General features: G+C 56.9%; 14 protein-coding genes. 8 read left to right on the top strand and 6 right to left on the bottom strand.

Features of this window, described 5'->3' with window-relative positions:
- Positions 1-21 precede the first annotated feature (21 nt).
- Positions 22-387 carry an IS630 transposase-related protein gene (locus ACZA91_RS15420; RefSeq protein ID WP_190526237.1) on the top strand — a complete coding sequence of 122 codons (366 nt, stop codon included), beginning with the start codon at positions 22-24 and terminating at the stop codon, positions 385-387.
- A 297-nt stretch (positions 388-684) separates the two neighbouring features.
- Here the strand turns inward: ACZA91_RS15420 and ACZA91_RS15425 are convergent, their stop codons facing one another.
- Positions 685-1,791, bottom strand: coding sequence for a tetratricopeptide repeat protein (locus ACZA91_RS15425; RefSeq protein WP_158234476.1), 1,107 nt, complete (start codon positions 1,789-1,791; stop codon positions 685-687).
- A 1,058-nt stretch (positions 1,792-2,849) separates the two neighbouring features.
- On the opposite strand from ACZA91_RS15425, the gene prfB reads away from it, so the two are divergent.
- A protein-coding gene (gene prfB, locus ACZA91_RS15430; RefSeq protein WP_143473080.1) for a peptide chain release factor 2 occupies positions 2,850-3,975 on the top strand; the annotation gives its coding sequence in 2 pieces (ribosomal slippage) (positions 2,850-2,924 and positions 2,926-3,975; 1,125 coding nt in all).
- An 88-nt stretch (positions 3,976-4,063) separates the two neighbouring features.
- Here the strand turns inward: prfB and ACZA91_RS15435 are convergent.
- The 3 genes from ACZA91_RS15435 to ACZA91_RS15445 form a co-directional block, all read right to left on the bottom strand.
- On the bottom strand, positions 4,064-4,978 hold the full coding sequence (locus tag ACZA91_RS15435; RefSeq protein ID WP_190354790.1) for a branched-chain amino acid transaminase: 915 nt from the start codon (positions 4,976-4,978) through the stop codon (positions 4,064-4,066).
- Between the two features lie 100 nt (positions 4,979-5,078).
- A complete protein-coding gene (gene ychF / locus ACZA91_RS15440) occupies positions 5,079-6,170 on the bottom strand; it encodes a redox-regulated ATPase YchF (RefSeq protein WP_463183230.1) in 1,092 nt (363 codons plus the stop codon).
- A gap of 81 nt (positions 6,171-6,251) precedes the next feature.
- Complete coding sequence (locus ACZA91_RS15445; protein ID WP_190354792.1) at positions 6,252-7,667, bottom strand: hypothetical protein; 1,416 nt, start codon at positions 7,665-7,667, stop codon at positions 6,252-6,254.
- A gap of 203 nt (positions 7,668-7,870) precedes the next feature.
- Between ACZA91_RS15445 and cobA the strand changes: the two genes are divergently transcribed.
- Positions 7,871-9,568, top strand: a complete 1,698-nt coding sequence (cobA, locus tag ACZA91_RS15450) for a uroporphyrinogen-III C-methyltransferase (protein WP_463183232.1) — start codon at positions 7,871-7,873, stop codon at positions 9,566-9,568.
- A gap of 150 nt (positions 9,569-9,718) precedes the next feature.
- On the opposite strand, the gene ACZA91_RS15455 is transcribed toward cobA, so the two are convergent.
- Complete coding sequence (locus ACZA91_RS15455; protein WP_463183234.1) at positions 9,719-10,873, bottom strand: hypothetical protein; 1,155 nt, start codon at positions 10,871-10,873, stop codon at positions 9,719-9,721.
- 459 nt (positions 10,874-11,332) lie between these two features.
- Between ACZA91_RS15455 and ACZA91_RS15460 the strand changes: the two genes are divergently transcribed.
- On the top strand, positions 11,333-11,716 hold the full coding sequence (locus tag ACZA91_RS15460) for a histidine kinase (RefSeq protein ID WP_190354795.1): 384 nt from the start codon (positions 11,333-11,335) through the stop codon (positions 11,714-11,716).
- A 191-nt stretch (positions 11,717-11,907) separates the two neighbouring features.
- Positions 11,908-12,267 (top strand): dihydroneopterin aldolase, encoded by a 360-nt coding sequence (gene folB / locus ACZA91_RS15465; protein ID WP_099534150.1) that lies wholly within the window; start codon positions 11,908-11,910, stop codon positions 12,265-12,267.
- A gap of 122 nt (positions 12,268-12,389) precedes the next feature.
- On the opposite strand, the gene ACZA91_RS15470 is transcribed toward folB, so the two are convergent.
- On the bottom strand, positions 12,390-13,112 hold the full coding sequence (locus ACZA91_RS15470) for a DUF4079 domain-containing protein (RefSeq protein WP_190529928.1): 723 nt from the start codon (positions 13,110-13,112) through the stop codon (positions 12,390-12,392).
- 534 nt (positions 13,113-13,646) lie between these two features.
- Between ACZA91_RS15470 and ACZA91_RS15475 the strand changes: the two genes are divergently transcribed.
- The 3 genes from ACZA91_RS15475 (at position 13,647) to ACZA91_RS15485 (ending at position 18,672) form a co-directional block, all read left to right on the top strand.
- On the top strand, positions 13,647-16,046 hold the full coding sequence (locus tag ACZA91_RS15475; RefSeq protein WP_190531007.1) for a glycosyltransferase family 2 protein: 2,400 nt from the start codon (positions 13,647-13,649) through the stop codon (positions 16,044-16,046).
- 320 nt (positions 16,047-16,366) lie between these two features.
- Entirely contained in the window at positions 16,367-16,903 is a 537-nt protein-coding gene (locus ACZA91_RS15480) for a pentapeptide repeat-containing protein (RefSeq protein WP_463183236.1), read from the top strand.
- A 380-nt stretch (positions 16,904-17,283) separates the two neighbouring features.
- Positions 17,284-18,672: a hypothetical protein gene (locus ACZA91_RS15485; RefSeq protein WP_099534125.1), complete on the top strand. Its 1,389-nt coding sequence runs from the start codon at positions 17,284-17,286 to the stop codon at positions 18,670-18,672.
- The last annotated feature ends 21 nt before the right edge of the window (positions 18,673-18,693 follow it).

An 18,693-nucleotide genomic window follows, 5' to 3' on the forward strand; every position in this document is an offset into this window, starting at 1 on the left:
TTCAATTAGGAATGAGACAGCATGACCTACAGCAAAGACCTCAGACAACGAGTCTTGGCTGCGGTTGCGCAGGGAATGCCTCCCACAACCGCTAGTCGCACCTTCCAGGTGAGTCGAGCCACTCTGTACCGCTGGTTAGAGAATCCAACCCCCAAGCCCCTACCCAAGATTCGGACTCGAAAACTCGATCCCAAAAAGCTCCTCGACCATGTGCGACGTTACCCTGATGCCCGCCTGCGAGACCGAGCTGCTGAATTTGGGGTTTGTCCCAGCGCGATCAGCTATCGACTCAAGCAACTGAAGGTGACTTGTAAAAAAAACAGCTTCGCTATCGACAACGCTGCCCGCACCAACGCCAGCTCTACCTCCGTCAGTTGCGGGCGCTGAAACAGGCCGGCTGGTCGATTGTCTACTGCGACGAAAGCGGATTTGAGCCAGATGCCCCTTGTTTGTACGGCTGGGTTTGTACGGCTGGTCACCCCGAGGGGTTCCCGTCTATGAAGAGCGGAGTAACGAGCGCCGTCCAAGAGAAAATTTGCTAGCGGCCCGGAACTGATCGGTTTGAAGAACAAGGCCATCAGGGGGCCAGGCGATTTGACGACAGACCCTAGGCCCCTTGTCACGATGATTGAGGGCATGAAAAATCAACCGTTTTCGCTTGATTCCGGGAAACGACGATCGACCCTAGCTCTTTGCCTCATCACTCAGCATCCCGATCGTGGTTTCCACCGCACTGCTATCCACCTCCGAGTCATCGGGCGAGTGACCCACCAGCGCCTCCCGCTGCCGAGCATACTCATTGGCTTTGGCATAATTCCCCAAGGAGTAGTAGGCCACTCGCAAACTCGCTAGCGCCTGTAACTCCACATCCAAGTCAGGAATCAGGCGCGAAACGGTCAACCGTTGCTGGTAATACTCGATCGCCGTGCCATAGTCAGCCTGGGCATCGTAGGCCACACCCAACGCTCCTAGGGTTTGCTCTTCACCTCGCAAATCCTTGAGGGCCCGCGTCACCGTTAGCCGCTGCTTGCAGTAATTAATGGCCTGTTGCATATTGCCCAGATGCCGACAGGCACTCGCCAAACTGCGTAAAACCTGGTTCGCCGTTGCATAGTCATCATTGGCGTAGGACAGCCGCAGCAGTTGGTCATAATATTCCACCGCGCTGATGTAATCGCCGCAGGCATAGTAACTATTGCCCAAATTCTTGAGCACTTGCCGCTCGGCTTCCCGATCGCCCACCTGTCGCACTGCATCCAGGCTTTGGCGCTGATAAACGATCGCGTTGGGATAGTCCCCGGCGGCTTTGTAGGTCAAACCTAAATTATTCAGGATGGCAATTTGGCTATCTAGCTCCCCCATATCTCGGGCGATCGCCAGGGCCTCCTGTTGATACACAATGGCGCGATCGAACTGGCCCAAGTGACGGCAAGCATTGCCCCAATGGGCCAAGGCGTGGGTTTGGCCTTGCCAATTGCCATGGGCCCGGGTGGTGGCCAGCCAGCGACGCGCACAGTCCAGGGCTTGCTCATACTGATGGCGGGCATAGTAGCCCAAAAACAGGCCGTTATAGGCCCGTTCCTCGCGATGGTGATCCTTCACCGAGATCGCCAAGGTCAACAACGCCTCAAATAACTGTTCTGCCTGATTGAACTGCCGTTCTCGATAGGCCTCAAAACCGTCATGGAGCAGCTTGGCCATGGTGGTTTCCGCTTCTCGCAAGTCGGCATTGGTCGTGATTGTTTCATCCGAATCCATATCGTCCCCAGAGTCTCCGGCAGGATTCGACATAGGCGATGTCGAGAAATGACGGTTAGCAAACCAACCACGATCTTGGATTTGCACTTCCATATCTCTCAAGTTCCCGATCGCCTCGTTAGGAATAACCGCTCGGTCGTTACCCTTGAACCATTAATCAGCCCACCCATTAGGCCATATCAGGAGCAAGTTTGGCCAACGCCCACTGATGATTCCTAAACGGTTTCATTATACGTTGGGTCAGAAAAGTGCGTTTGCAAGCTCCTAGGAGCGATCGCGCACCAACCACACTGAATTGCAACTTTGAACCTGTCGCTGTCTCCTGAGAGGATGTCTGAAAAGCCAGAATTGAGACGATCCTTGCCCTGCCGATCAACGAAATCAGAGGTTTAAGCCCCTTACCCTCGTCCTCATCGGGATTCGGCAAGTCCCTAAGGGCGCTGTTCAGACATCCTCTAAGATTTGGCGATCGAGTCTGCCACCTTTCTGAAGCATGGAACTCAAAAAGATCGCCATTCAGAAACAAACCCATTTGGGCAGATAGCTTATCAGAAACACCCAAGCACCCCACAGGGGATGAAACCCATCAGTGAGCGATCGCTCGGTGGTTATAGAGTCCCTGCAATCGGTCGCGGCGCTGCATCAATTTTGGAGATCATCTCCTCTGAAACGGCCACGACCCAGCCTTATTGTGCCCACAGCTCGCCTAGAACTTACAGGGGCGGCTCGATTGTCGCTACAGCCCAGCCCAGAACGGTCGATCGCAATTCGATCGCAATTCCACTTCCGCATCAGCAAAAGCAGGCAGGCAGAATGCCACAGGATTGCTGTAGTCTTTAGGCTGTGACCTTGCCAACTGTTTACTGATCCTATTTGCTAATCGCCCTTTGCTGATCGTGCTAATGACAGCGGCCTGCAAAGACATGCAAAACAAGATGTGTAAGCACGCACAAAGACCGATCCAAAACCGATCCAAGACCAACGAAAACGCACAAACCTGTACGAAAATGTACAGAAATGAGTAGCGCAAATCCCAGCGCTTAGCCCGTTTCATTACCTTGTTTCATCGCCTTAATTGCTAATTTGACCCTATGCTTGATGCCTCAGACCTGAAACGCCAAATTGATTTGCTGTGCGATCGCCTGGGCAACGCTCAGGACTGTCTTTGACCAAGCTGCTTTGAACGCCAAAGTGGCCGACTTGGAAAACCTAGCCGCCCAGCCAGACTTTTGGGACGACCAAAGCCAGGCCCAGCAAGTTTTGCAAGATTTAAATGATGCCAAGGGAGATCTACAACAGATCGATCGCTGGCAAAACACCCTCAACGACAGCCGCGCCGCCCTGGAGCTACTGGAATTAGAACCCGATGATGGTCTCCTCCAGGAAGCTTTCACCTCCTTAAATCAATTGGCGGCGGAACTGGATGCCTGGGAACTGCAACGCTTATTATCTGGCCCCTACGACAGCAAAGGAGCCGTTTTAAGCATTAACGCTGGGGCTGGGGGAACCGATGCCCAAGATTGGGCCGAGCAGTTGATGCGGATGTATACCCGCTGGGCAGAAAAACAACAATATAAAGTAGCGATCAGCGAGCTTTCTGAAGGTGACGAAGCGGGGATTAAATCCGTCACCTTAGAAATTCAAGGTCGCTACGCCTATGGCTATTTGCGATCGGAAAAGGGTACCCATCGTCTCGTACGAATTTCGCCCTTTAATGCCAATGGCAAGCGCCAAACCAGCTTTGCGGGCGTGGAAGTGATGCCAATTTTGGATCATTCCATTCAACTGGATATCCCAGACAAAGATTTAGAAATTACCACTTCGAGGGCCGGCGGCAAAGGCGGCCAGAACGTGAACAAAGTGGAAACGGCCGTGCGGATTACCCACTTACCCACGGGGTTGGCCGTGCGTTGTACCGAGGAGCGATCGCAACTGCAAAATAAAGAAAAAGCGATGGTTCTGTTGAAGGCCAAACTGTTGGTGATTGCCCAAGAACAGCGGGCCAAAGAAATCGCAGATATTCGCGGCGACATGGTGGAAGCGGCCTGGGGAACCCAAATCCGTAACTATGTGTTTCACCCCTATCAGTTGGTGAAAGACCTACGCACGGAATTAGAAACCACCGATATTCAGTCGGTGATGAATGGTGATTTGGGGCAATTTATCGAAAGCTATTTGCGCCAAGAAAGTCAAGCCGCCGATGCCGTTGGCTTGTAGTCCAGTGGTTTATAGTCGAGATTCCAGGTAGGGGCGTACGGCCGTACGCCCTTACGAGATTGACCAATTCTGTCGAGATTGTGGGAAATTACAGCGCGATTTTGTGAACCCAATCGGCGTAGGCTGGTTCGCGATTTTCGACGATCGCCGTGAGGGTGTCTCGCAACAGATTCGTGACGGGGCGATCGCTCCCCAAGGTGTAGTTTTCGATCTTGCTCACCGGGGCGATTTTGGCCGCCGTGCCGCTGAGAAACACCTCATCCGCGATGAACAATTCGGTTTTATCCACCGGACGAATTTCGACGGGAATCCCCCGATCGCGGGCGATCGTCAAAATGCTGTCGCGGGTGATCCCTTCCAGGATATCTTGCTCAAAACCAGGTGTAATCAACGTGCCATTGCGCACCAAAAACACGTTCATCCCCGAGGCTTCGCTCACCTTGCCCTGGGAATTCATCATGATTGCCTCATCAAAACCCGACTCCACCGCTTCGGTTTTGGCTAGGGATGAGGTGATGTAAGCACCCGCGATTTTGCCGCGCAACGGCAGGCTGCGATCTTCTTGGCGCACCCAGGAGCTAATCCGGCAAGCCACCCCTTCTTGGGACAGGTAATCGCCCATTTCCAAACCGTAGATAAAGAAGCTCTTTTCCACGCTGTGCAAACGGGGCGCAATCCCTAAGTCAGAGGTGTAAACAAAGGGGCGGATATAAAACGATTTAGTGGGTTTGTTTTGGCGAACAAATTCTTCGATCGCCCAAAGAATTTTGTCGGCGGGCAAATCGTAATGCAGAAATTTGGCGCTTTGGCTGAGGCGCTTGCTGTGGCGATCGAGCCGGAACAGCAAAATCGTGTTCGGATCCGCCGGGTCAGGAATCCCGCGCAACCCGCCAAAGGCCCCCGTGCCGTAGTGCAGCGCGTGGGTTGCGATCGACAGGTTGGCATTCTCGAAGGGAATAAATTCGCCTTTGTAGTAGGCGATCGGCATGAAATTTTGGTGCATGGCGGGTTGCTGCGGAATTGCGATTCGATGGGATCAAACGGGCCAAATAACCGGGCGACCGGCGGGCAAGATGCCCGCGCTACGGCGATTCGGGGCAGGGCTAGACGTTAAATCTAAACAGCATAACATCGCCCTCTTGCACCACATATTCTTTGCCTTCACTGCGGACGAGGCCCTTTTCTTTGGCGGAAGAAAGCGAGCCGGTCGCCACCAAATCCGCGTAGGCCACGGTTTCGGCGCGAATGAAGCCCCGCTCAAAGTCCGAGTGAATCACGCCAGCCGCTTGGGGAGCCGTCATGCCCGCATGGATCGTCCAGGCGCGGGTTTCCTTTTCGCCGGAAGTGAAGTAGGTGCGCAGGCCTAACAGGTCGTAGGTGGCGCGAATTAGGGACTTCAGCCCCCCTTCGGTCACGCCCAATGAATCGAGGAAGTCCGCCCGTTCTTCATCGGATAGTTCAATCAGTTCCGCTTCCACTTGGGCGGAAATAATCACCGTTTGGGCGCTTTCGGTCTTGGCCAGCTCCCGCACCTGCTCCACCCATTGGTTGCCAGTGGCCAGGTCATCTTCCGAAACGTTGGTGGCGTAGATCATCCGCTTGCGGGTCAGCAGGCCCAAGGTGGCGATCAGGGGTTCCTCTTCTTCGGTCAGGCTGACTTGGCGGGCGGGGCGACCATCTTCTAGGACGGCGAGAATTTTTTCAAGCACGGCTAGCTCCGCTTGGGCCTCTTTGTTGGCGCGGGCTTGCTTGCGGACGCGATCAGCTCGGCGCTCCACCTGGGCCAAGTCCGAGAGGATCAACTCCAGATTGATGATTTCAATGTCGCGGATCGGGTCGATCGAGCCGGACACGTGGATGATGTCGTCATTCTCGAAACAGCGCACCACATGGACGATCGCATCCACTTCCCGGATGTTGGCCAAAAACTGGTTCCCCAGCCCTTCGCCCTTGCTGGCTCCCTTCACCAGGCCAGCAATGTCCACAAATTCCACCCGCGTGGGGACGATTTGCTTGGACTTGGCCAAATCACTGAGCACTTGCAACCGTTCATCGGGCACGGAAACCACGCCGACGTTGGGTTCAATGGTGCAGAAGGGAAAGTTGGCGGCTTCCGCTTTGGCGTTGGCAACCAGGGCATTAAACAGGGTGGACTTGCCCACGTTGGGCAGTCCGACGATTCCGGCTCGGAGCATGGGTCGATCGGGCGGGGTGGCTGGGACTGAATTGCAGTCTACTAGCTTATCGGAAATGGGGGCGGCCGGCTGGCCGTGGCCCTAACGCGGGACGGTGGCAACCTGGGCTAACCAGCGATCGATCCGTTGATCCCACTCCACGGACTGGCCCGGCTGGGAGCGATACCAGGCGATCGCCGCCGGACGACCTTGCCGCGCCGCCAGGGTGGTAGCTTTCCAAAACATCACAGAGGCTTGGTTTGGGGCAAATTGCAGCACCAAATTAACCTGTCGCTCCAGTTTTTCCCCTTCAGCGGAACGCAACCACCGCACCACCGTTGCCTGATCCCCCAGGGAGGCTTGTGCAAAGCGATCGAGTGCCCGTTGCCAACGGCTGTCGCCTAGGTCGGCCAAAATCTGGCTGGGGATATCTTTTTGGGGTGAGTCGGCTCGCACCCGGGCCAGATCCGCGTGGTAGCGCAGGGCATCGTATTGGGCCTGTACCCGATCGTCCCAAACCAGCGATCGATTCACCAGCCGATCGCGCAGGGGCTGCAATTTGGTTAAGGCCGGCGACCAAAGTTCCAGCTTGACCAGCTTCAGGGCCTCTTGGTATTGGGCTAAGTCGGTTAAATCGGTCGATCGCAGCAACGGTTCCGTCAGCACGATCGGTTCCAAGGAAACGGGATCTGGCGCAAACCCGGAGGGGATCGCTCGGTAAATTGCCAAGTCCGGTGCATCGGTGGCCGATTGATCGACGATTAATTCCGGTTCCCGATTGCCGGTGATCGATTCCCAAACGGGCGATCGATCCTTGGGGCTGCTCCACTGGCCTTGGACGCTCAGGTGGCCCGGTCGCCCCAAACGGCTAATGTTCAAATGCACAATCACGCCATAGCGCAGTTGCTGGTTTGATCGGGGCAATTGCCCGCTCACCGTTAACCAACCGCCGCCCGCTGGGCCACCCTTCAGGCCTTGCACCGCCATGAGCGGCAAGGGATCCGTGGAACCGCTGGTGGCCACGCCGGCCTTGACCAGGGGAGCCAGCACCAAGGATTCCGGCGGCCCCTCCAAATCGAGCGTCGTGGTGAGCCGATAGGCCAAGGGGCGATCGCCCTGGGGTTCCGGGTTCGGGGCCTGGTAGGCCCGCAACTGGACGATCGGCCAACATTGGGGCCCCGCCGTGCAGTTGGGTTGCTGTTGCCGCACGGTGGCCACCAACCATTGACGGCCCAGCGGCACAATTTCCCCCATCCGTTGGTTGCCCTTGGTCAATTCCGCCCGCAGTTGGGCCACGGTTTTCAGGTCGCGGGGCGTGATGCCTCCGGTGGCGGGCAACCATTGATCCAACCAAGCAGCCGCCTCGGGATCAACAATTGAGCGAACTCCCACCGCAAAGCCCGTCGTTACCAGGGCGATCGCCCCGCCCAGGGTCAACAGCGCCGCCACAGACAGGGACAGGGAAGCCGCCCGTTTCCAGGGTGCAGAGGGCGAAACTGTGTGGCGAACTTTGGCCATAACCAAGACCGGGGATGCAGCAGGTTGAATCAATCTAACCGATCGATTCACTCCATTGATCGCTCAAAAGGTATCTCAACCCGGATCGGTGGGGCGATCGGTTGGGCTACTCGGCGGGAGGCAGTGGTGCAGCCCTGGGGGTCGGCGGCCTCGGGCCGCAGATATGCGAAGTTGGAAATAACCGTTGCGTATAGGAGCCAACCATGGCCACCGCCTTGCCCAACCCGATCGACCCGTCCGTTGTGAACCCGCCCGTGGCCTTGGTGGGAGCCGGGCCCGGCCATGGGGCCTATCTCACCTTGCAAGCAGCTCAGGTGCTGCGCCAAGCGGAAGTGTTGGTGCATGATGCCCTAGTCGATCGGGCGCTGTTGGACTGGATTCCCGCCACCTGTGAACGAATCGACGTGGGCAAACGGGGCGGCCAGCCCTCCCCCAGTCAACCGGAGATCGATCGCTTGCTGGTGGCGCAGTGGCGATCGGGAAAGCGGGTGGTGCGTCTCAAGGCGGGCGATCCCTTTGTGTTTGGGCGTGCCAGCAGCGAAATCCAAGCCCTGCAAGCGGCGGGGGCAACCTTTGAACTGATTCCCGGTCTGTCCAGTGCCCTGGCGGGGCCGCTGCTGGCGGGCATTCCCCTCACCGATGCGGTGCTGAGTCGTTGCTTCGCGGTGGCCAGTGCCCATGAACCCGATGAGTTGCACTGGGAAGCCTTGGCCCAACTGGAAACCCTCGTGTTTTTGATGGCGGGCCGATCGCTCCCGGAAATTACCCGCCAACTGATTCGCCACGGTCGATCGTCCGTCACTCCCGTGGCCGTCATTCGCGCCGCTGCCACTCCCCAACAGCAGGTTTGGACGGGCACGCTGGAATCGATCGCCCTGCAAACGGAGCGCATTTCCCTCTCGCCGGCCGTGGTGGTGGTGGGGGAAGTGGTGCGACTGCGGGATTTTCTGGCTCCTTGGGGCCAAGGGTTTGTGCTGCCCCAACTGCCTGAGCTGCGTGAGTTGGGGCCAGCCGGGGCGATCGACCCGGTGGATCATCCTTCCTTGGTTCAACCGTTAATGGTTCAACCGTTAATGGTTCAACCCTCGATGCCCCGACCCTCGATCGCCCAACCCTTAGCGGGCAAAACCGTGCTCGTGACCCGATCGCTCAATCAGGCAGGCAGTTTCACCGGCCGGCTTCAGGCCGCCGGGGCCCAAGTGCTGGAAGTGCCCGCCCTGGAAATTGGCCCACCCAGCACCTGGGAACCGCTCGATCGGGCCATTGCCGATCTCCAGCGTTGTCATTGGCTAATTTTGACCTCCACCAACGGTGTCGAGGCATTTTTTAGCCGCCTCCAGTCCGCTGGCAAAGACAGCCGCGCCCTGGCCCATTGCAAAGTGGCCGTGGTGGGTCAAAAAACCGCCCAATGTCTTCAGCAGTTCGGCATCGTGCCGGATTTCATCCCCCCGGATTTCATCGCCGATGCGCTGGTGAGCCATTTTCCCGAATCCCTGCGCGATCGCACCGTGCTGTTTCCGCGCGTGGAAACCGGCGGGCGCGATGTGCTGGTCAAAGAACTCAGCGACCAAGGAGCCATTCTCTGGGAAGTGCCAGCCTACGAGTCCCGTTGTCCGGCGGCCCTCACCCCCGAGGCGATCGCCCTGCTGCGGGCCAAGCGGGTGGATGCCATCACCTTTGCCAGCTCCAAAACTGTCAAAAACTTCCTGATCCTGCTGCAACGGGCAGGCTTTGAAATTGATCAGGTGGCCGGGGCTTGCTTAGCCTCGATCGGGCCGCAAACCTCCCAAACTTGCCGTGATCTGTTCGATCGTGTCGATGCGGAAGCGCGGGAATATACCCTTGATGGATTGGCGGAAGCGTTGGAAACTTGGGCGATTGCGCAACAATCGACCCCCTAGCGCCAGCCGCCCAATCCCCAAGCCCAAGATTGACAGGCTCCAAATCAATTCCCCCCACCCAAGCGACCCAGGAAGGATCGTTAGGCAGGGGGAATTCGTTGTGCTGCTTCTGAATTGAAGCTGATTCGGAATCGAAATCAGCCCGCCATGCTACTGCGGTGCTGCCTGGGCATTGGCCCGGGCGATCGCCGCGTTTTGGGCATATTGCGGGGCCCGATTTTGAGCAATGGAAGCATTCGGGCTGTCGGCCGGCACTTTCTGCATCAGAGCCGAAGCCGCCTGCCACTCTGCCGCCACCGTTGTCCATTCCGCCTTGGTCTTGGCCGTTTGGGCTAACTTGGCCGCGCTGGTGGCCTTGCGCACCGCTTCCGCAAAATCCGGATTCGGTTGATTGGCTGCGGGCGAAGCGGCCGGAGCGGGGCTGGCCGCCGGAGCTTCAGCGGCGGGGCTGGCCGGAGCAGGGCTGGCGGGAACCGCTGCCGGAGCTTCAGCGGCGGGGGACTCGGCCGCCGGGGCCGGACTGGTCGGCGCAGGGCTAGCAGCGGGCGCTTCCGCCGGGGCCGGGCTGGCGGCGGGAGATTCGGCCGCCGGGGCCGGACTGGTCGCCGGAGCCTCAGTGCCATCGGCCGTAATCGCCGGTTCCGCTGATTCTGGGGTGACGGGTGGCAAATAAACTTGCACCTCCGGCGGCAAACTGGCCACCACCTCGTTGAGATGCCCTTTGGTGTAGAGGTAATACAACCCGCCCCCAATGGCAATCAGCCCCAGCAGCAACCCAATCAGGCCGCCGCCACCGCCCTTTTTGGCAGGCTTGGTCGGCTCGGAACTGTCTTCCGACTCCAAGGATTCATCATCATCCATGGGCAGTGAGTCATCTTCCATGCCGTACTGCGCGCCATAGCCGCCGCCGTAGCTGTCGTCATCCGATAGCGCATCCATATCCACGGGAGGCGTGTTGGGCGCTTCGATTTGCGACATGCTCAGCGCATCGAGGCCGTAGGGTTCGTCGTCGTCGAGGGAAATCGAATCAGTCCAATCGGTTAGCAAGCTGCCCGGCTGCCGCCATTCCACGGCGATCGAGCGGAGACCCTTCACCCCCAACTGGAGCATCCCCTTACGGATGAAGGCCAGCAGTGCTTCGCGGTTGACAGGCTGGGAGCCTTCCAACACCACACGCAGCACATCGCCACCACTTTCGGCTTGGACGTTGATGCCTTTGGGTTCCAGCGATCGCCGCATCAAGGCAGCAATCGCCTCCGGGTCGCCTTGTTTGGCGCGTTCCAGTTGCGGGTTCGTCGTTGCCATCGAAAAAATCTAACGAGGTTAACTCTGCGTTCGCGCGACTTCAGCACCCCACGGACGATCGTGCCAACGGCCAGGGTGGCCCGACGAAAATCGGCGGCCGGTTGGACTGCATCGCGCCGTTGCACCCTGTACGGTGGCTGGGGGCTGGGGCGAGGAACCCATTGGCTTCCAAGTCTAGGGGATTGTGGCGGCGGTCATGGTGTTACCGCAACGCTTAGTTATCTCCTAACCGGGTTGCCGGGCCCTTTCCTGAACGGTTTAGCCCAAGGGCCAAATTCAGGAAAGGAGGCTAGGGGCCTTCTTCGGTCATAAGCTTCAGCCAACATCCACGGGGCGATCGGGGCTGGGGCGGTCTCGCAGACTATCCTACTCAAAATTTTTCGAGATGAAGACGGTTTTGATGGTTTGATGGATGTGTCGCAAGCATTTGGGTCTTTTCACCAGTCTTTGGGCGCGGTTATGGGTACGGCGTGTCACATTCTTGTTGAGGGCAATTCCGCAGTTGTCTATTCCAGTCGGAATGGTCAACCTCAAAAGGTTTTGCCGGTTTTGGAGCCATTTCTAGACAAGTTTTGGCAGGAACGGGAAATTTCAGGCGAGTCGATCGACACTCCCGGTTGCCTGTTGGCACAAATCGTAGTGCGGTTTGGGTTTGAAAGCGCCGAAGATGATTTTTCCAACTTGCGGGTGGGGCCGTTGTTTGATGCCACGGTGCAATATCTTTACCAAGTGATGGGCGATCGCTCAGTGACAGTGTGGGTGCCAACGGATGCCTACCGAGCGGATCCCGGCTTGGGGTTATCGGCTTGTCAGCGGTTGGAACCCAGCACCCTCAGCAACTAAGTTTCCGCCACTCAACGCAGTGACTCAACGCAGTTCTAGGCAGGTCTAGAAGGTCTAGGCAAGGGGCAAAGTTATAGCCCCTGGTGTCTCCGTGCCGTAGACATCGGAGCTGCGGAAATTTGAAACTGCCAACAGTGCCGCTGAATTGCTGCTGAATTGAAATGGTAGGGAGAAAAAATTTGGCTCAGAGTTTGGATCGGATCTATATCTCGCAAGTGCGATGCTACGGTTACACGGGACTTTTGCCAGAGGAAAAAGTTCTGGGGCAATGGTTTGAAGTGGATGCGACGCTGGATATTGACTTGGCTCCATCGGGCCAGAGTGATCGCATTGAAGATACGTTGGACTACCGCGCAGCGATCGAGCATATCCGCCAAACCGTTTCCCAATCCAAGGTGGATTTGATTGAACGGGTGGCCCAAAACATTGCTGATGGGCTGTTGACCCTGAAGGGGGTGGAGCGGGTGGTGGTGCGGGTAACGAAGCCAGCCGCGCCGATTCCAGAATTTGCAGGCACAATTGCGGTGGAAATTACCCGATCGCGCGGCTGATTCCTTGCGGCTAGTTCCTTGCGGTGGATTCGGTTGCAGTCGATTTGGATTTGGATACAGTCGATTGGGTTGTAGCCAATATCTGACCTCGGCTCGATCGCTTGGACGATCACCCTTACAAACTATGGAGCTGGCGGGGCAGGCGCTTGGCAGGTTTGAGTCTCGGCATTGCAGCCACCATAAACAAAGCTCTTCTGCCAACTGAGGGGCAACTCCAACAAATCCCTTGCGCCGGTAAATCCCAGACCTAAGAACAGCAACAGGGCAACCACATTGGCCACAATATGGGCTTTGCGCCAGGTCTTGTTGCGGTAAATTTCCGGCAAAATTGCCAGGGCAAAAATCATTAATAGGCCAGCCAGGGTTCCATAGTAAAAATGGGAAACCCACCATTCATGATCGCGGCGATAGATTCCTTCTTGGGCTGCAATGATGGTTAGACCCATGCCGGACAGGGTGGCAAATGTGGCTCGCCACTGTTTGCTGCTGGAGCGATATAAACAAATTAATGAGCCGATCGTTACGCCAAAAAATGCTAATTGGGTTGCCAATAGCCCACCCTTTTGGCTCCAATTAGCCGCATCCAACAGGTTGGTTTTGTCTGCAAATAAAATGTAGGCAAATGCAACCAAAATAATGCCAACAATGGATCCCGTCAGCCAGCGCCCAATCTCCACATGTTCGAGGCCAACGCTGGGCGGGATCTTTGATTTTTGACCGGCGGCGCTGGCAAGCCGACGTTGGCGAACCTGCCAAGCGGCCCGCGACACAATGCCAATCATTGGGAAGACAAGGACAACGGCTAGCCCTGGATGCAAAATCCCCAAAATGTCTACGGCTGTCATGGGTCTCTCTAGGTATTCGGGCTGATTGAAGGATGCTCAAGCACGATCGAGGAAGTCCGATTTTGGGCGGCTTTTAGATCGCCTTTAGGTGGCCGATCTAAGCACTGATTCAAGCCCCGCAACCCCTGATCAAAATTCTGATCAGAATATAGCTTGATCGCCCCGATGCCGTTGGTGAATTGTGATGGATCGGGGCGATCGCCGTTGTAACCCCATATTTCAACCCTGCTGAAGATGGCGATCGCCCTTGCTGATAGCGCCCATTAGTGCCCGTTATTTTGTAAAGATATTTTTACAAAGAATTGTTACTCTGGCAGAGGGAGTGATGAACGACGCATCTTGCTCGATCGGGGGTCACCGCCGAATCAATCCGGAGTCCCTAGGCTGGAATGGTTGAGTGAGCTTGGACTTGGGGATGAGCACGGCAGAGGCGACCAAGTGACCAGAGATCGAGTTAGATCCGATCGAGTCCTGACGGTGACATGAAATAGCGAAACGGAATGGCGTTTTGACGGTTGTAACGATTCTGAACCTATGACTCTTTCTTGGTTACGTCGTACCTCGCCGGCCCGGGCGCATGGTTCAAAACCACGGCGATTGACGGGGCGTTGGCTGGGCATTTTGGCTGGGGCGATCGGACTAATGCTGCTGTTGGCAGAATCCCTGGCTCGTTGCACTGGCCTGACGGAATTTGCCCAGTCGTCTTTGATGTTGCCCCTTTGGGGGTTGGAACTGTTGGGACAAACGCCCGACCAGCCCGAATATCGCAGTTGGTTAGTGGCGATGGTGGTGGGGTTGGTGGCAACGGTGGCCCTCGTACCTCGCTGGCGACGAATGCCCAGCCAACGATCGCGCGCCTTGGTGGTGGCGATCGTGGGTGCTTTGACCCTGCGCTACATCGTTTGGCGGGTCACCATGACGCTGAATTTCAGCACGGTGGCCGATGGGCTGGCCAGTGGCTTGCTGTTGGTTTGTGAAATTGCCCTTTGGGTGAATAGTGGTTTGGATTTGGCGCTGATGCTGCGATCGGGCGATCGCCGGGCCGAAGCGGCCCGAGCCGCCGCGTTGGTCGCCACGGGCTATCAACCCACCGTGGATATTTGGATCCCCACCTATGGCGAGCCGGTGGACGTGTTGCGCCGCACGGTCATTGGCTGCCAAGCGCTGAACTACGGCCCCAAGCAAATCTATTTATTAGATGATGGCCGACGGTCTGAAGTGCGTGACTTGGCCCAAGCCCTAGGCTGTCATTACCTGACGCGGGCGAATAACACCCATGCCAAGGCTGGTAATTTAAACCATGCCTTGGGTTGCACCCAGGGGGAATTAATTGTTTGTTTTGATGCGGACTTTGTACCCACTCGCAACTTTTTGCAGCGAACGGTAGGGTTTTTCCATGATCCCTCGGTGGGTCTGGTGCAAACTCGCCAGCATTTCTTTAACCCAGATCCGATTGTTTATAACCTGGGGCTGGGCGATCGCTTCACCACAAACCGTGACGTGTTCAGCCGCTATATCCAATCGGTGCGGGACGGCGTGGGCGCAAGCATTTGCTATGGCTCGTCCTTTGTGGTGCGTCGCAGTGCCCTGGAGCAGGTGGGCGGCTTTGTCACCAGCAGTCTTTGCGAAGACTACTTCACGGGGATTGCCTTGATGTCCAGTGGCTACCAAATTCGCTACTTGAATGAGGCCTTGAGTGCGGGGCTGTCGCCTGAGAGCATGTCGGCTTACATTGCCCAACAGCAGCGCTGGGCGGCGGGAACCATGCAGGGCTTTTTCATTCCGGAAAATCCGCTGACCATTCGGGGGCTGACGTTGGTGCAGCGGTTGCACTATGCCCAAGGTTGGTTTTACTGGGGCTTGTCGCTGATCCGGCTGTTGTTTTTGGTGGCTCCGTTGCCGATCGCCCTGCTGGGCATTTCACCAATGCAAGCGGATGTGATGGAGTGGTTGCTGTGGTTTTTGCCGCTTTATGTGGCCCATTTGGCCACCTGCAATTGGTTGAACCGGCGATCGTGTTCGGCCACCTTGGGCGATGTCTATGCGATTGTGAATTGCTTCCCGATCGCCCTCACGGTGTTGCACACGCTTTGGCGGCCCTTTGGCCGCGCCTTTCGGGTCACTCCCAAGGGCATTGCCCGCGATCGGGCGGTGTTCAACCCCATGCCGGGGCTGCCGCTGCTTGGCATTTGGGGATTGACGGCCATGGCTTGGGGCTGGTCTTTGGCGCAGGTGTTGGGGTGGTTGCCCTTGCCAGCGGGCCAAAGCGGCGGTGAGCTGAATTTGGCTTGGTTGACCTATAACTTGCTGTTGGTGGGGGCGGCGGTGTTGGCTTCCGTGGATGCTCCGAAGCCAAATCGGCATGAGTGGTTCCGGCGCGATCGCCCGGGGTTGCTGCAACTAGCCGATCTCCCCTGGCCCATGGGAGTGACGCTGCGTCTGGCTTCCGAATCGGGAGCCATTGTGGCCCTCACTCGATCGCCCCAACCCACGCCGAAATCGGGACTTGGGGCCCGTTGGGCAACGGTGCGCCGGATCCTGTTGGGAGAAGCGCAACCATCGCCAGTGACCCAGACCGCTTCGATGCTTGCGGATTGCTCGCCGCTGAGTGTCACCCCCGAGAACCCGGAGCAGGGGCAATTACACCTCATCGATCGCGCCTTTGGTCAGCCCTTGGTTTTGCCGGTGCGATTGCTCCAGCAGCCCGATCGCGATCCCCAAACCGGGGAAGCACTTTTGGAAGTGGCCTGGGAACCTCTGACCCCGACCCAACAACGGCAACTGGTGGAATGGCTCTATTGCCAGCCGGGCCAGTGGCAGTCTCGGGAATCGCCCGGGGAGTTGGCTTCCTTGGGGTTACTGTTGCGATCGAGCCTGTGGGCTTACCGACGACAGCGCGATCGCCGGGCCCGTGAGGCGATCGTGCTGCCCTAGGGGTAATCAACAGTGATGATTCTCAAAATTTCCTCAAGCATCACTCTCCAAGAATCATTCCCCAAGAGTCATTCCCCAAGAATTTTTTCCCTAAAGTCCTTCTTGGACAATTACCACCGAAAAAATCACCACCGGAAAAATCACCACCGGAAAAATCACCACCGACGGATCGGCTCGAAAAGGCTCATGGCAAAATGCCTATAGCCTCAAGCCGTTTCTCAAGCTGTCTTTCGGGGATCGCCGTCATGATCGTTTTTTCCCACCATTCTTCCCAACTCTCACGATCAGCTCGATCGATCCTGTCCTGCGGTTTTCTGTCTTTGGGTTTTTTGCCTCGTGGTTTCGGTTGTTCCCGACTACGGGCCGCCGTGGGGGCGATCGCGCTCACGGCCCTGCTAATGGTGAGTGGGCTGGGGATCGCTGCTCCCGCTTGGGCTGCCAGCTCTGCCGCCATCCGGGCCATTGACGATGCGGAAGTGAGCAACCGCAACTTCGCCGGCCAAAACCTGGAGCGGGCTGAATTTGCCAGCGAAAACCTGGAGCAAGCCGACTTCCATGGGGCCAATTTGCGAGGAGCCGTTTTCAATGGCAGCAATCTCAGCGGCGCAAATCTGCAAGGCGTGGATTTCAGCAACGGAATTGGCTACCTGAGCAATTTCAACGGCGCAGATTTAACCGATGCGGTGCTGTCCGATGCGATGTTGCTGCGATCGACCTTCAAAGGGGCCAAGGTACAGGGGGCCGATTTTACCTACGCAGCGCTCGATCGCCTGCAAGCGGCCCGGCTCTGTGAATATGCGGCCGGCACCAATCCCCAAACCGGCGCAGATACTCGAGAATCGCTAGAATGCCCCTAGGGCAAATATCATTGGTTTTCCCCGCCAATTTCCCCCAGCGCTGGCCCCGAAGCGTCACTTCTGACCGATCGACCTCATGGGTACTGGTGTCAAAAATCACGCCTAGACCCTATCCCATGCGCTATAAATGCCATTGAGAGGAATGTCGCTAGATGCCATTGACTGGATGCCATTGACTGGTGTTTAGCTCATCGGACAGAGCCAGACCGCTGGGCGGGGAGCCAAACAGCTCAAAAGTGATGATTCCGACCGCCTCGCTCAGAATGTCGGTTAAGATTCGGAAGATTCAACCTCAACCAACCTAGACATTGAGATTCCCAACCGCCAACGGTGGGGAGGCTGTCTAATCACCATCAGGCAAACCTATCGGGGGCAACGCGATGAGCCGAGAACGCGATCGAGAAGAATGCCTTGAGAAGCTTGTGTGGGCGACTCAGGCATCGGGGCTGTCGATTGATCGGGCCCCGCTCGATAAGATTGCCGCCACGATCGTGCAAACCATGACCGGCCCGTGGCGCTATTTCCACACGCCGGAGCACATCTTTGAAGTGGGGGGCCATGAAGACCCGATCGAGGTGCTCTCGGCCCTGTTCCATGACTTGGTTTATGTCCAGGTCGATCGCAGCGTTAACTTCAACCTCAGCTACTTCATCACCCCCTTTGTGCGCGAAGAGGGCGAAGCTTTAATTATTCGCGATCAATCTGAACTCTTGGAAAAAGACCAAACCTTTGCGTTGGTCACCGATATTTTTGGCTTTGAACCGGGGCAAACCCTCTCTCCCTATGCCGGGATGAATGAGTATCTCAGTGCCCTGGCCGCCGGCAAAATTTTAGAAGACTATGCCCCCGCTGCCCTGATTGCCCAAATCACCGCCTGCATTGAGGGAACAATTCCATTTCGGCCCAAGAGTGCCGAGGGGTTCAGTAACTGTGATGTTCTGTATCAGCGCCTGAACTCGGTCAATGAAAAATATGATTTGGGGCTAGATGAGGCGTTAATTGAAAAAACCGTCAAGCGATCGGTGCGCTTGGCCAATCGGGATGTGGGCAGCTTTGCCAACCCCAGCGCCGCTCGGTTCTTGGACAACACCTGGAGCCTGTTGCCGGAAACCAACCACAATCTGAAGTTTTCCACCTCCTACACGGTCTATCAATACCGAGTTGCCCTCCAAAAAATGGAAGGCTTCATGAATTCCCTGCAACCGGAGCGCATTTTTCACCAGTTTCGCGATGAGCCAGATGATGCCACCTTTAATGCTCTGGTGGAACAGGCCCGCAGCAACTTGGAAATTGGTCGCCTTTATCTGGGCACAAAATTATTTACGATCGCCTTTCTAGAAGCCCTATCCATGCGCTTTGGCAAGGATATTCCCCTGTCAATGTTGATGGGTGAAATGCCAAGCGAAGGGTTCAATGTTTCCTCCTTGGCGGACTTTTTGCCCGCGCTGGATCATGTCTATTACCCCCGCAACACCATTGAAGAGGAGGTGTTGACCCTGGTGGAAGTGGGCCGGTTGCAGGATTTTGACTACGACATCAAAAACTCGCCCCTCACGACCTACATGGTGAAGGCCATGGGCTATGACGAAATGTCACGACTGCGCGATCGGGGCAAGGCCTTCTTTGCCGGTGAACTATCCGCCGAGGCCTTCATTGCGGAATGTCCCCAAAAGATTGTGGCGGACGTGACGGAAGGGCTGGGCAAGCTCTTTGACAGCCGCAAGTCTGCCCTCAGTGGCCACAAGTTGGTGGCGGAAGTACCCGCCTAGGAATGACCGTGGAGCCGGTTG

Source organism: Limnothrix sp. CMB-01 (assembly GCF_055193175.1).